This is a genomic window from Streptomyces spiralis, from assembly GCF_014654675.1.
In the GTDB taxonomy this organism is placed as follows: domain Bacteria; phylum Actinomycetota; class Actinomycetes; order Streptomycetales; family Streptomycetaceae; genus Streptomyces; species Streptomyces spiralis.
The window spans coordinates 1-13,202 of the sequence record NZ_BNBC01000039.1; the positions used below are offsets into that span (position 1 = coordinate 1).

Sequence of the window (13,202 nt, forward strand, 5' to 3'; positions counted from 1 at the left end):
CGCCGATGGTACTGCAGGGGGGACCCTGTGGGAGAGTAGGACACCGCCGAACAATTCTTCAGAAAAGGCCCACGCCGAAAAGGCGTGGGCCTTTTCGTTTTGCTGGACTACCGTGGCCCCATGAGCAGCCCCGACAGCGATGAGAAGTTCATGGTCCGCGCCATACGCGCCGCGGAGTGGCCGGCGATGAAGGCGCTGCGGCTCCTCGCCCTGCAGGACCCGATGGCCCCTCTCGCGTTCCTGGAGACGTACGACGAGGCCGTGGCCCGGCCGGACTCCTTCTGGCAGGACCGGGCGACCAACGCCGCGGTGGGTGCGACCGAGGCCCAGACGTTCATCGCGGAGGGGCCGGACGGCGAGTGGGCCGGGACCGTCACGATGCTTCTGGAGCGGGCCGGCACCACGGACTGGGCCGGGTTCCCCGTCGAGCGGCGGCAGGGTCACGTCGTCGGCGTGTACGTACGGCCCGAGCACCGTGGGTGCGGGCTGACGGAGGTGCTGTTCGACGAGGCCCTCCAGTGGGCGTGGAACGCGGATGCCGAACGGGTGCGGCTGATCGTGCACGAGGACAACGGGCGGGCCCAGCGCTTCTATCGCAGGGTCGGGTTCGTGCCTACCGGGCGTACCGTGCCGTTGAGCTCCCGCCCCGACGAGATCGAGCTGGAGTACGTCCTCGAGCGCCCCTGAGGGTCACGCCGGAAGCTCGTCGTGCGGCCAGCGGGCGCGGCCCTGTTCCCTGGAGCGCAGCAGGGCCAGCGTCGGCATCCCGCGGTCGGCTCCGCCGGAGAGCAGTTCGGGGAGCTGCGGCAGCGGGGCGACGGCGGCGACGTCGTCCAGGACGAGCGTGAGTGGTGGGTCGAGCCGACCGGAGGATGACCGTTCGGCCATGCGCCGGCCGCGCTCGACCACGCTTGCGGCGAGTGCCGTCAGCAGCGGCATCGCGCCCGGGTTGGTGCGGGGATCCTCGATGGATTCCCCGACCACATAAAGCGTTCCCCCCTCGTTCACGAAGGAATCCAAGGCGAGCGCATCACTTCGGTTGGGTGTGCAGGCTTCCCGGATGTTCACCATGACGAGTGAGGCCAGTGCCCGGCTGGTCAGCTCCAGGGCGATGTCGCGTCGTTCGGGATGCGAGGTGAGTGCGGCCTCCAGCTCGCCGGCGGATCCGGCCGCCGCCTTGGGGTTCGTACGCAGGGACCGTACGGCCTCCTGGAGCTGGCCTCCCTGCGACCAGCGGTGGACGTGGCGGACGGTGCGGCCGTCGATGGCCGCGGCGTGCAGATAGCTGCGCAGGAGTGTGTGTGCGGTGTCGCTCACCGCCTGGTCGATCCTGGCCGTCGGGCGGACCGGGGCGAGGAGGGCGTCCGCTCTCGCCACCGCCGTCTCCTTGTCCTCGCAGCCGCTGATGGGCGACCAGTGGAGGCGTGCCGGGGTGTCGCAGAGGTGACCGGGGTCGTAGAGGAGGACCGGGCCGAGCTTGGCCCTGGAGTCCTTGGTCTCCTGCCACAGGGCGGGGTTGGAGGTGACCACGAGGGCGGGGCCTGCCGCGTCGCGGATCGCCTGGGCGGCGGTCACCTGCCGCTCTTCACGCGGTGCCACGAACACCGTGGTCCGTCGGCCGCCCGCGAACACCGGTTCCCGGGTTTCGGGCGCCGGCCTCGGCTGCTGGGCCGGCGCGAGCGACGGCTGCTGCGGACCGGCCTGTGATCCAGGCTGCTGTCCGGGCTGCGGTCCAGGCCCCGGCTCGGGCTGCGGTTCGGGCTGTGGTTCGGGCTGTGGCGCAGGCTCCGGGGCCGCCCTCTGCGTGGGGACCTCGTGGGGGACCGGGGAAACGGGCGCCTCCCGCGGACCTCTCGCGGCCGCTTCCCGCGGCTCCCTGGCCGCCGCCTCCCAAGGCTGCGCGGCCGCCGCTTGTTCAGCCCGTCTTCTCGCCCGCCCGGCCCGCCATCTCGCCACCGTGCCCATCACGAACACCGTCAGCACGAACAGCACCATCAGCTGGCCGATGAACAGGCCCCAGAACAGCCCGTAACCCGAGAGCTGCCCGGTCGGGGTGTCCGGCCAGGCGCCGGCGATGTCGTGCGGCTCGCCGACGAGGTGGCGCATGGCCAGGGGCGTACGGGTGAAGGTGACCCCGGACGGCCAGGCGCCGTGTGCGAACAGACCGGCCAGGCCCGTGGCCGTCCACACCAGCAGGGTCATGCCGAGAAGGAAGGCCAGGAGGCCGATCAGCAGGCCGTCCGGGATGCCGCCCTGGCCGTCCCTCCGGCCCTGCGCCTGCTGCCCCTGACCCTGACCCTGCTGTCTTGGATAGTGGTCGTTCGGTCCCACCTCTGTGCGCCCCCCTTACGCCACCGTCGACTCGGAGGAGCCGCCCAGATCGGGGACGTGCTGCTCCATGAAGGCCGCCGCGCGCTGTTCGGCCTCCAGCTCGGCGGCGCGCAGTGCGTCGTCGGCGGCGAGGTCGCGGGACGACTCCGTCATGGCGCGGTCGGTGAAGACCAGCGGCCGTTCGGTCTCCGTGACCAGGTGTTTGACGACCTGGACGTTGCCGTTGACGTCCCACACCGCGATGCCGGGCGTCAGGGTCGGGATGATCTCCACCGCCCAACGGGGCAGGCCCAGCACCCGGCCGGTGGCCCTGGCCTCGTCGGCCTTCTGGGCGTAGATCGTCCTGGTCGACGCCATCTTCAGGATCGCGGCCGCCTCCTTCGCCGCCGCCCCGTCCACCACGTCGGACAGGTGGTGGACGACCGCGACGAAGGACAGACCGAGCCGGCGGCCGAACTTCAGCAGCCGCTGGAACAGCTGCGCCACGAAGGGGCTGTTGATGATGTGCCAGGCCTCCTCGACCAGGAAGATGCGCTTCTTGCGGTCGGGGCGGATCCAGGTGTGCTCCAGCCACACGCCGACGATCGCCATCAGGATCGGCATGGCGATGGAGTTGCGGTCGATGTGGGAGAGGTCGAAGACGATCAGCGGGGCGTCCAGGTCGATGCCGACCGTCGTCGGTCCGTCGAACATGCCCCGCAGATCGCCGTCGACCAGGCGGTCGAGGACCAGGGCGACGTCCAGGCCCCACGCCCGCACGTCGTCGATGGCGACGTTCATCGCCTCGGCCGACTCCGGCTCGGGGTGGCGCAGCTGTTCGACGATGTCGGACAGGACCGGCTGGCGCTCCACGATCGACTCGTTGACGTAGGCGTGTGCGACCTTCAGCGCGAAGCCGGACCGCTCGTCCAGGCCGTGCCCCATCGCGACCTCGATGATGGTGCGGAGCAGGGCGAGCTGCCCGGTCGTCGTGATCGCCGGGTCCAGGGGGTTGAGCCGGATGCCGTGGTCGAGTGCGGCCGTCGGGTCCAGCCGGATGGGAGTTATCCCCAGCTCCTGCGCGATGAGGTTCCATTCGCCGACGCCGTCCTCGCCCTGGGCGTCCAGGACGACGACCTGGCGGTCGCGGAAACGCAGCTGGCGCAGGACGTAGGTCTTCTCCAGCGCCGACTTGCCGTTGCCGGACTCGCCGAGGACCAGCCAGTGCGGGGCGGGGAGCTGCTGGCCGTACAGCTGGAAGGGGTCGTAGATGTAGCCCTTCCCGGAGTACACCTCGCGGCCGATGATGACGCCGGAGTCGCCGAGGCCGGGTGCGGCCGTGGGCAGGTAGACCGCCTGGGCCTGGCCCGTGGAGGTGCGCACCGGCAGCCGGGTCGTCTCGACCTTCCCGAACAGGAAGGACGTGAAGGCGTCCGTGAGTGCGGTCAGCGGGTCCCGCATCAGAGCATCAGCCCCTACCGTCGGATTCCGGTGGCGAACGGGAGCGTGTTCACGAAGGCGCGGTGGTGCTCGCGGTCGCACCACTCCAGTTTCAGGTACGACTTTCCGGCCGAGGCCCTTATGGTCCGCTTGTCGCGGGCCAGGGCCTCGGGGGTGCGGGCGGAGACGGTGATGTAGCCGACCAGGTTGACGCCGGCGGCGCCGCTGGCGAGGTCCTCGCCGCGCTGGTCGAGGCGGTGGTGGGCCTGGACGTCGCGCGGGTCCACGGTGCGGTTCATCTTGGCGGCGCGGCTGGCCTCGGCGACGTCGTTGGTCTTCTCGGTCAGCATGCGTTCGATGGCGACCTCGGTGGGTTCGAGGTCCATCGTGACGGCGACCGTGCGGATGACGTCCGGGGTGTGGACGAGGAGCGGCGCGAGGAAGTTGACGCCGACCGGGGTCATCGGCCACTCCTTGATCCACGCGGTGGCGTGGCACCAGGGCTGGCGGGTGGCGGACTCGCGGGTCTTGGCCTGGAGGTACGTCGGCTCCATCGCGTCCAGCTCGGCCGGCCAGGCGTTGCGCTGGGTCATCGCCTGGATGTGGTCGATCGGGTGGTCCGGGTCGTACATGGAGTGGATCAGCGAGGCCAGCCGCCCCTGACCGAGCGGCTGCCGTACGCGGATGTCGGCCTCCTGGAGCCGGGAGCAGATGTCGGTCAGCTCGCGCGCCATGACGACGGCGAGACCCGCGTCCCGGTCGAGTCTGCGGCCGGACTGCGCCCGGGCCGCCCGCGCCATGGCGTTGGCCTCGGCGGCCAGTTCGCGGCTGTAGTGCATGCAGGCGACCAGGTAGGCGCGGTGCTGCTCGCTGCTGGTGGACACCATGGACTGGAGCTGGTCGTAGGACTGCCGCAGCCACGCCGGCGCGCGCTCGTCCCCGCGCTGGGTGACGTCCTTGGCGTGGGCGTCGGGGTCGGCGGGCAGGGTGCGGGCGAGCATCTGGAGGCGGGTGACGAAGCCGTCGCCGTTGGCGACGTGCTTGAGCAGGGTGCCGAACCGGTCGACGAGGGCTTCCTGGTCCTCGGAGTCGCGCAGTCCGACGCCGGGGCCCTCGATCTCGATCGCGGCGGTGACGGTCTTGCGGTCGGCGTGCAGCAGTACGGCGATCTCGTCCGGGCCGAAGGGCGCGGCCAGCCAGGTGATGCGGCCGATCCCGGGCGGCGGACCGATCTCGATCTCCCGTCCGTCGATGCGCGTTCCGGCCTCCATCACGCCCGAGCGGTAGGCGGCGCCCCGCTTGACGGTGCGCTTGTAACTGCGGTTGATCTCGAACCACTTGTAGAAGGTGCGGTGCCGGTACGGCACGTAGACCGCGGCCAGCGCCAGCAGCGGAAAGCCCGTCAGCAGGACGATCCGCAGGGGCAGCACGGGGACGAGGAGCCCGCACATCATGCCGATGAACGCGCCCACGACGATCAGCGCGATCTCGCCGGTCTCGCGGTTGCGGCCGATGATCGCGTTCGGCCGGGCGCGGCCGATCAGATACGTACGGCGGGGCGTGACCGTATGGGACATGTGGGACTCGGTCGTCAACGCCCTTCACCTCCCGTGCGGTTGGTACTGCTGTTGCGGCTGCTGCTGGCGTGGGGAGTGTTCACCGGGCTGGGTGCGCGGGGAGCAGGTGCGGCGGAGGGGACGGATCCGCCGCCGTCCGGGACGCGTGTGCTGTGTGCGGCGACGCCACCGGAGACGGGGTTGGCCGGGCGGGGCGCGGGCGTGTGGCCGGCCGCGGCGCCGTTGCTGTCGGCCCGGGTGCTGTGGGTCTTGATGCCCTGTGCGACCAGGGTCGCCGGGGAGCTGATGACGGCCGCGGCCTTGCTCTCGGCGCCCTGCATGATGCGGTTGTTGCGGCCGGCGGCGATCTCGTCGCCGAAGCCGGGGACGAAACGGTAGATCATCGCGCTGGCGAAGATGGCGAGCAGGATGATGGCGAGGCCGGAGACGACGGCGGAGAACGCGCCGGGGCCGTTGTCGTCCGACGACAGGGCCCCGGCGAGCCCGAGCACGATCACGATGACCGGCTTGACCAGGATCACCGCGATCATGATGCCGGCCCAGCGGCGGACGTGCCCCCACAGGTTCTTGTCGACGAGTCCCGCGTAGACGACCGTTCCGAGCAGCGCGCCGACGTAGAGCAGCGCGGCGCGGATGACCAGCTCCAGCCAGAGCACTCCGGCGGCGAGGATCGACACGAGGGAGACGACGATCAGCATGATCGGGCCGCCGCCGATCTCGTTGCCCTTGCCGAGCGCGGCGGAGAACGTGCCGAAGAACGTGTCCGCCTGGTCCCCGGTCGCCTTGGCGAGCACGTCGGAGACGCCGTCGGCGGCCGAGACGACCGTGTAGAGGATCAGCGGGGTGAACGCGGAGGCGAGCACGGTCAGCCAGAGGAAGCCGATCGCCTCGGAGATCGCGGTGGTCAGCGGTACGCCGCGCACGGCCCGCTTGGCCACGGCCAGCAGCCACAGCAGCAGGGTGAGGATCGTCGACGCGGCGAAGACGACGGCGTACTGCTGCAGGAACTTCTGGTTCGTGAAGTCGACGTTGGCCGTCTCCTTCACGGCGTGGCTGAGCTTGTCGATCGTCCAGGAGGCGGCGTCGGCACAGCCCTTGGCGAGGGAGGAGAGGGGGTCGAGGGCGGAGGTGGGGTCGGGTGCGTCGGAACCTCCGCCGCTGCTGCCGTTGCCGCGTTCGCAGTACTTCTTGGCCTCGCCGAAGATGAGGTCGCAGTTGTTCTTGCTCGGCGACGGTGTCGGGCTGGGCGAGGGCGCGGCGACGGCACGGGTCGCCAGCAGCACGACCGACGTCTGCACGGCTGCCACGACTCCGGTGAGTTCGAGCGCGCGCTGCCTGCTACCGGGCATACGTGAACCCTCCGTACTCTTCGATGGCCTTGCGGATCTCGTCGGAGGTGGCGGCCTTGTCGTCACCGGGGACGGGGGCTGGGCCGTTCTGCTGCGCGTCGGAGACGATCTTCCAGTCGTCCCTCGTCCACCGCAGGTCGAACGTCCACGTCTTCCAGGACGAGGTGACCGGGTCGGTCGAGGTCTCACCGGACATCCCGATGAGCCCCACGTACCAGACCGCGACCTTGGCGCTGTCGGCGCTGTACTGCTGCACGGTGGTGCCCACGGGGACCACCCGGGAGACGAACGTCTTGCCGGCCGGGGCCTCGCCGTCTGCGTTCAGGCCCATCTTGTCGAGGAAGCCGGGCGAGTAGGCCTGGTCCATGGGGCCCTGGAGTCTGGCCGCGGCCTGGGGCGTGTAGAGGAGGTCCACGATGGCGTGCCGGCTGTCCTTCTTGAACATGCCGGTCGAGCCGAGCGTCACGGCGTAGTTCGCCGCCGCGCTCTGCACCCCCTGTTCGTCGTGGCCGAAGCCGGAGGGGATGCCGCTCGTCTTCGTGGTGACCGGGCGCTTGCCCGTGGGGGCGGTGGCGGAGGCCTTGGGGTCGTTGCCGTGGCCGCCGGAGTCCGCGGAGGAGGAGCCGCCTCCACCGCGGTTCGCGAAGGCGATCGCGGCGACGAGGAGGACGACGACGGCGACCACCGTGATCAGGCTGCGCGAGGACGAGCGGGGGCCGCGGCGGGCACCGCCGTAGGGGTCGGTGGAACGCTCGGGGAGCCGGGTGCGGGTCTGCCCGCCGCCCGCGTACAGCTCGTCGTCGGCGCGCGCGGAATCGCCGTGTCCGTGCTCGTCTCCGAGACTCATGTCCCGTACGCCCCCTCGACCTCGACCTCGTACCGGAACGCGTAGGAGTACGACGGTAGCCGTGCTGGTTCCCGCGTGGGCGCGGTGTGGTGACTCGACATCAGGGAAACGCAACCTCGGCCGGTGGGCACGGTGGGTGGGTGGGGGCAGCGGGGGCACCGGACGCGCCCGGGCGGGCCGGCCGGCGGCGCGGGCGGGGCACCGTGCGCGGCATGCGCGGGTGTGCGCCGGGCACAGGGCGGCGATCTACACCGCCATGCCGTACACGATGGTGAACAGTGTGCCGAGGGAGCCGATGATGAAGACGCCCGTGAGGCCGGCGATGATGAGGCCCTTGCCCTGTTCGGCGCTGAAGGTGTCCCGTAGGGCCGTCGCGCCGATACGCTGCTTCGCCGCGCCCCAGACGGCGATGCCGAGGCAGAGCAGGATGGCCACCGCCATCACCACCTCGATCATCACCTTCGCCTCGTTGCCCAGGCTGCCGAAGGGGCCCCAGTCCGGAGCGATCCCGCCGATGATGGTGTTGATGTCTCCCTTGTCGGCCGCAAAGAGCATGTAAGTCACCGCCCCTGGTGGGTAGTTCCGGACCCCTGCGGGCACGCAGAGGTCAGGCCTCATTGTCACCGACAATGACGCCCGCGTATGTCGACTTGACGCCATTGCCGACGGGTTTCGTGCGTACGGTTACTCTGTGTATCACGGCAGGTCACGCCTAGCACACTTTTCACGCTCCCGCAGGGCTTCTGACGGCCGGTCGGGTGAGTGGTGGCGTGTGGTCGCGTGCCCTGACGATGGTCTCACGCCGTGCCGGTCGTGAAGAGGCCGAACTCGCATGTCCGTACGCCCAGTCCGGCTGCGGGCGGTGCGCGGGGAGGTGGCCCGTGCCGGGTGCGGGTGAGGTGGGGCAAGAGGGACGATGCCGGGCAGAGTGTGCGGTGAACGGGGGTTTCACAGAAAAATCTCAGTGAAGTCGGGATCCCTTTCTCACCTTCTTGGGACACAGTGGGGCCTGATGAAGCGCACCTCAGGGATCCAGAGCCACGTCCGTCACGTACGTCCGCGCGCCCGCACCCGGAACTCCGCGCTGTTCGTCGGTCTGGTGCTGATCGCCGTGACGTCGGCCTCCGTCGCGTCCGCCTCCGACGGGCCAGGCCCCCTCGGGGTGACCGCGGTGATCGCGGAGAACGCGCAGAGCGCGCGGATCGGGGCGCTGTTCGGCGCCGACAAGGCCGGCGACCTCCCCGGCAACCACTTCTGCACCGCGTCGGTCGTGCACAGCCCCAACCGGAACCTCGTCCTCACCGCCGCGCACTGCCTGACAGACGGCAGCGATCTGGTCTTCGCGCCGGGATACCGGGACGGCAAGGCGCCGTACGGGGTATGGCAGGTCAAGCGGCGTTTCCTGCCCGACGGTTGGTCCAAGGACCAGGACGAGGACAGCGACCTCGCCTTCGCCGTGATCGCCCCGAAGGTCGGCAGGAACATCGAGGACGTCGTCGGCAGCAACCGTTTCGTCAGCGGGGTGGCGACCGGGGCGACCGCGGTGACGGTCACCGGGTATCCGGACTCCCGCGAGGTGCCCATCACCTGCACCAACAAGCCGCACCCGCACAGCAGCACCCAGCAGCGCATCGACTGCCCCGAGTTCACCAGCGGCACCAGCGGCAGCCCGTGGATCAACGGCGACCGGCAGGTGGTCGGGGTGCTCGGCGGGCACGAGCAGGGCGGGTCCACGGCCGACACGTCGTACAGCGTCGTCTTCGGCGCCGAGGCGGCCGCGCTCTACAAGGACGCCGCCGCCGATCCGTGAGGGCCGATCCGCGGCCCGTTTCCGCTGGGCCGGCCGCGGTAGCCCCCTAGACTGTCCTGGGCGGACTGACTCCCGGGCGGCGAGGGGTGGTTGACGGTGCGTAAGGCATGGGTCGTGGCGATCGCCGCCGTCGGATCCGGGGTCGCCTTCGTGATGCTGCTCGTGGTCGGCGTGTACGTCGTCGCCGGCAACCTCGTCAACGGGGTGGGCGGCGGGGCCGTCCGACTCGCCAAGGGGGCCGTGCCGGCCGTCTACCAGTCGCTCGTGCAGAAGTGGGGCAATCTGTGTCCCGCCCTCAACCCTGCCCTGCTCGCCGCCCAGTTGTACCAGGAGAGCGGGTTCAACCCGAACGCCAGGTCGGCGGCCGCGGCGGAGGGCATCGCGCAGTTCATCCCGGGGACCTGGGCCACGCACGGCGTCGACGGCGACGGGGACGGCAAGCGGGACGTCTGGGACCCGGACGACGCGATCCCCTCGGCCGCGTCCTACGACTGCGAGCTCGCGAAGTACGTGAAGGACGTGCCCGGCGATCTCTCGCACAACATGCTCGCGGCCTACAACGCGGGGGCGTACGCCGTCATCAAGTACGGGGGTGTGCCGCCGTACGCGGAGACCCAGAACTACGTGAAGACGATCACGACCCTGGAGAAGAGCTTCGCCGCGCCCGCCACGCGGGTCGATCCCTCGCAGCAGGCCGCCGGTGCGATCTCCTACGCTCAGAGCAAGCTCGGTACGCCCTATCTCTGGGGCGGGAACGGCACCGCCGACCAGGGCGGGCGGTTCGACTGCTCGGGGCTGACCAAGGCCGCGTTCGAGAGCGTGGGGATCAGCCTGCCGCGGGTGGCCAACGACCAGTACAACGCGGGTCCGCACCCCCGGCGGGAGGAACTGCTCCCGGGCGACCTGGTGTTCTTCTCCGACGATCCGACCAATTCCCGGGCCATTCGGCACGTGGGTATCTACGTCGGCGGCGGGTACATGATCGACGCGCCGCGGTCGGGGGCGGTCATCCGCTTCGACCCGATCGACACACCGGACTACTTCGGGGCCACCCGGGTCACCGAAGATGGCGCGAAAGCGCTCCCCACCTCGGTGTGAACCGAGCGTGAACCCCACCCCTGAGCTGCGACGACGAGTCTCTCTTCGATAACGTCTGCGTGATCATTCGGTGGACCGTGGAACGTATCAAACGGGGTCGTGCGTTCCTGTTGACGTACTGACGTCCAAGGACACGACGAAGGGGCCGCAGCACGATGGCTGGACTCGCCGAATCCGGGTCGAACCCCGACGTCGACCTGCTCTACGACATCAACGGCCTGGCCAAGGACGCGCCGCACTGGTTCGACCGGGTCATGGAGTACGTCGGTGAGTACGGGCTGCTGCTCGCCATGGTCCTGCTGGTGGTGTGGTGTTGGTGGTCCGTGCGGCGGCGGGGCGCCGAGAATGCCGCCTCCTCCGTGGCCGCGCTGGTGTGGGCGCCGCTCGCGGCGGGCATCGCGGTGCTGGTGAACGTGCCGATCCGGGGTTTCGTGCAGCGGCCCCGGCCGTTCCGGGACCATCAGGGGCTGGACGTCCTGGTGTCGGGGAAGACCGACTTCTCCTTCGTCAGCGATCACGCGACGCTCACCATGGCGATGGGGGTGGCGCTGTTCGTGGCCAACCGGAGGTTCGGGCTGGTGGGGATAGGGCTCGCGCTGCTGGAGGGGTTCTGCCGGGTGTACATGGGCGTGCACTATCCGACGGACGTGGTCGGGGGGTTCGCGCTGGGTACGGCGGTGGCGCTGCTGCTGTCGCCCGTCGCCATGGCGCTGCTCACGCCTGTGCTGAAGGCTGTCGAGGGCGCTCGGTGGGGGGCGTGGGTCGTGCGGGCTCGGTCGGCCGGGGTGCGCCGGGGGGCTGTGCTGGCCGGGACACGGGGGGATGAGCTGGCTGCCGCGGAGGAGCGGGATCTGGCGGCATAGCGCAGCGGCACCCCGCAAGCGTGGCGAGCGCACCGCCGGCCTCAGCGACGGCGGCTGCGCCTACAGCCCCTGCGGGTACGTGAAGAAACCCTCCGGGTCGTACTGGTGCTTCAGTTGCTTGAGGCGGGGGGCCGCCGCGCCGTAGTAGGCCGTGCGCCAGTTCGTCAGGGCGGGGTCGGTGTAGTTCTGGTAGGCGGCGCCGGAGGCGTACGGCCTCATCGCGGTGTGGGCGGACGTGAGCCAGGACCGGGCGCTCGTGCCGGTCGTGCCGGGGCTCCAGGACGCTATGTACTGGGCGAGCATGCGCGAGCGGCGGTGGACGAAGGCCGTCGCCGTGGGGGAGACACGGTTGACCGCGCCGCCGAGTGCGGTGAGCGCGATGCTGCCCGCGCCGCCCCGCACCGACGGAAGCTGTGACAGCAGCGTCTGCACGCCGGCGGCGGACAGGGACCGGTCGAAGAAGTCGGAGCGGGCCGCGTAGGTCTCGCGGCCGAGCCTGCCCTGCGCGGAGCGGCCGGGTGTCGAGCCGGGCAGGTGGCACTGGGGCTCGGTGGGGAAGGACGAGCAGCCGGCGTAGGCCTCCATGGCGCCCTCGTAGGAGTGGCGGTTCAGCGAGACGCTGGAGGCACGGGCGCCGATCCTGGCGGCCAGGCGGTCCACCGCGTTCTGCAGCTCGCCGTAGGTGCCGAGGGAGAAGGCGGCCACGGACACCCTCGGGGTGCCGCCCGGTGTGTTCTCCAGGTGGAGGGAGGACCAGATCTCGTCCGGCTGACCGGGGCCCCACTCCTGCCAGGCCGTCACCACCGCCGCCGCCTTCGCCCACGGCCAGGTCAGGTAGGCGGACACCCCCTGGGGCGCGGGGTGGGTGCGGAACCGCAGTTCGGTGACGACGCCGAAGTTGCCGTTGCCGGCGCCGCGCAGCGCCCAGAACAGGTCCTTGTTCTCGGTGGCGCTGACGGTCAGTTGACGGCCGTCGGCCGTGACGATCGTGGCCTGGGTGAGGCTGTCGCAGGTCAGGCCGTAGGCGCGGGAGACGACGCCGTGGCCGCCGCCCAGCACCAGGCCGGAGACGCCGACCGTCGGGCAGGAGCCGGCGGGTATCGTCACGCCCTTCGCGGTGAGCGCCCGGTAGACGTCGATGAGTTTGGCGCCGGCCCCGACCACCGCCGATGTGCCACTGGCCCTGACCTGGCTGAGCCCGGAGACGTCGAGGATCAGGCGGCCGTCGCCGGAGGACCAGCCGGCGTAGGAGTGGCCGCCGTTGCGGATGGCCACGCGCAGGCGGTGGGCGCGGGCGTAGGAGAGCGTCGTACGGATGTCGTCGGCGTGGGCGACGTAGGCGACGGCGGCGGGCCTCAGTCCGTCGAAACGGGTGTTGTAGAGCTGGTGGGCGGTGCTCCAGTGGGCGTCGCCGGGGCGGATCAGGGTGCCGTCCAGGGCGCGGCCGAGCGCGGTCCAGCCGGCGGGGGCCGCGGCGCCGGTGGCGCGCGTCCCCGTGCCGGAGGGCGCCCCGCCGGAGGACGATGAGTTCGCTCCGGCGGCCGTACCGGCCGCCCCCGCGGCCGACCCGCTGCCGCCGCCGCTGCACGCGGCCGTGACCAGCCCGGCCACCGCCGCCGCCCCGCCCCCGATGAACGCACGCCGTTCCATGTCTGTGCCTCCCGTCGCTCCCGTGGACCGAGACGACGGCCCGGCCCGGCGGGTTCCAGGAAGTTTGAACGGGCGGTCGCGGCCCGTCCGTCGGGACCTTCGCGTGCCCTCCCCGTGAGCGTTCCGTGACCTCACCGCACCGTCGGCAGGGGTTCACCCCTCGTTCACTTCCGGCCATCGGCGGCTTCACCTGTTCTGCCTAATTTCGGCCTTACCCGGTGCTGATGCGGCATCTCGCCGCATCGGCGTCCACCACTC

The 13,202-nt window shown here is 70.9% G+C and carries 11 protein-coding genes; 4 read left to right on the plus strand and 7 right to left on the minus strand.

The genetic code is table 11. The features are described from left to right. Nucleotides 1–120 precede the first annotated feature (120 nt). Complete coding sequence (locus IE318_RS31715; RefSeq protein WP_229903873.1) at nt 121–687, plus strand: GNAT family N-acetyltransferase; 567 nt, start codon at nt 121–123, stop codon at nt 685–687. Nucleotides 688–690: 3 nt separating this feature from the next. Here IE318_RS31715 and IE318_RS31720 read toward each other — a convergent pair whose 3' ends face one another. The 6 genes from IE318_RS31720 to IE318_RS31745 all read right to left on the minus strand — a co-directional run bounded on the left by IE318_RS31720 (nt 691) and on the right by IE318_RS31745 (nt 8,078). Next, the gene (locus tag IE318_RS31720) at nt 691–2,331 is read right to left on the minus strand and encodes a type IV secretory system conjugative DNA transfer family protein (protein ID WP_373311335.1); all 1,641 of its coding nucleotides are present in this window, start codon (nt 2,329–2,331) and stop codon (nt 691–693) included. 15 nt (nt 2,332–2,346) lie between these two features. Continuing rightward, on the minus strand, nt 2,347–3,771 hold the full coding sequence (locus tag IE318_RS31725) for an ATP-binding protein (RefSeq protein ID WP_030183832.1): 1,425 nt from the start codon (nt 3,769–3,771) through the stop codon (nt 2,347–2,349). A 14-nt stretch (nt 3,772–3,785) separates the two neighbouring features. Then, entirely contained in the window at nt 3,786–5,327 is a 1,542-nt protein-coding gene (locus IE318_RS31730; RefSeq protein WP_107473544.1) for an SCO6880 family protein, read from the minus strand. A 14-nt stretch (nt 5,328–5,341) separates the two neighbouring features. Then, complete coding sequence (locus tag IE318_RS31735; protein ID WP_189905902.1) at nt 5,342–6,676, minus strand: hypothetical protein; 1,335 nt, start codon at nt 6,674–6,676, stop codon at nt 5,342–5,344. Further along, nucleotides 6,666–7,523 (minus strand): hypothetical protein, encoded by an 858-nt coding sequence (locus tag IE318_RS31740; RefSeq protein WP_189905904.1) that lies wholly within the window; start codon nt 7,521–7,523, stop codon nt 6,666–6,668. The genes IE318_RS31735 and IE318_RS31740 overlap by 11 nt, the downstream gene beginning before the upstream one ends. Before the next feature lie 246 nt (nt 7,524–7,769). Next, nucleotides 7,770–8,078 carry a DUF8827 family protein gene (locus tag IE318_RS31745; RefSeq protein ID WP_014673544.1) on the minus strand — a complete coding sequence of 103 codons (309 nt, stop codon included), beginning with the start codon at nt 8,076–8,078 and terminating at the stop codon, nt 7,770–7,772. 457 nt (nt 8,079–8,535) lie between these two features. On the opposite strand from IE318_RS31745, the gene IE318_RS31750 reads away from it, so the two are divergent. From IE318_RS31750 to IE318_RS31760, 3 genes are all read left to right on the plus strand, one after another. Then, nucleotides 8,536–9,333 (plus strand): trypsin-like serine peptidase, encoded by a 798-nt coding sequence (locus IE318_RS31750; protein WP_189905906.1) that lies wholly within the window; start codon nt 8,536–8,538, stop codon nt 9,331–9,333. A gap of 90 nt (nt 9,334–9,423) precedes the next feature. Beyond that, nucleotides 9,424–10,431 carry a C40 family peptidase gene (locus tag IE318_RS31755; RefSeq protein ID WP_229903874.1) on the plus strand — a complete coding sequence of 336 codons (1,008 nt, stop codon included), beginning with the start codon at nt 9,424–9,426 and terminating at the stop codon, nt 10,429–10,431. Between the two features lie 155 nt (nt 10,432–10,586). After that, on the plus strand, nt 10,587–11,294 hold the full coding sequence (locus tag IE318_RS31760; RefSeq protein ID WP_030183814.1) for a phosphatase PAP2 family protein: 708 nt from the start codon (nt 10,587–10,589) through the stop codon (nt 11,292–11,294). A 60-nt stretch (nt 11,295–11,354) separates the two neighbouring features. Here the strand turns inward: IE318_RS31760 and IE318_RS31765 are convergent, their stop codons facing one another. Beyond that, nucleotides 11,355–12,944, minus strand: a complete 1,590-nt coding sequence (locus tag IE318_RS31765) for an FAD-binding oxidoreductase (protein ID WP_189905910.1) — start codon at nt 12,942–12,944, stop codon at nt 11,355–11,357. Nucleotides 12,945–13,202 lie beyond the last annotated feature (258 nt).

Excerpts from the sequence above, each read along its gene's own strand:
- IE318_RS31740 (WP_189905904.1), bottom strand. The coding sequence starts at position 7,523 with ATGAGTCTCGGAGACGAGCACGGACACGGCGATTCCGCGCGCGCCGAC.
- IE318_RS31725 (WP_030183832.1), bottom strand. The coding sequence starts at position 3,771 with ATGCGGGACCCGCTGACCGCACTCACGGACGCCTTCACGTCCTTCCTG.
- IE318_RS31750 (WP_189905906.1), top strand. The coding sequence starts at position 8,536 with ATGAAGCGCACCTCAGGGATCCAGAGCCACGTCCGTCACGTACGTCCG.
- IE318_RS31730 (WP_107473544.1), bottom strand. The coding sequence starts at position 5,327 with ATGTCCCATACGGTCACGCCCCGCCGTACGTATCTGATCGGCCGCGCC.
- IE318_RS31735 (WP_189905902.1), bottom strand. The coding sequence starts at position 6,676 with ATGCCCGGTAGCAGGCAGCGCGCGCTCGAACTCACCGGAGTCGTGGCA.
- IE318_RS31715 (WP_229903873.1), top strand. The coding sequence starts at position 121 with ATGAGCAGCCCCGACAGCGATGAGAAGTTCATGGTCCGCGCCATACGC.
- IE318_RS31765 (WP_189905910.1), bottom strand. The coding sequence starts at position 12,944 with ATGGAACGGCGTGCGTTCATCGGGGGCGGGGCGGCGGCGGTGGCCGGG.
- IE318_RS31745 (WP_014673544.1), bottom strand. The coding sequence starts at position 8,078 with ATGCTCTTTGCGGCCGACAAGGGAGACATCAACACCATCATCGGCGGG.
- IE318_RS31760 (WP_030183814.1), top strand. The coding sequence starts at position 10,587 with ATGGCTGGACTCGCCGAATCCGGGTCGAACCCCGACGTCGACCTGCTC.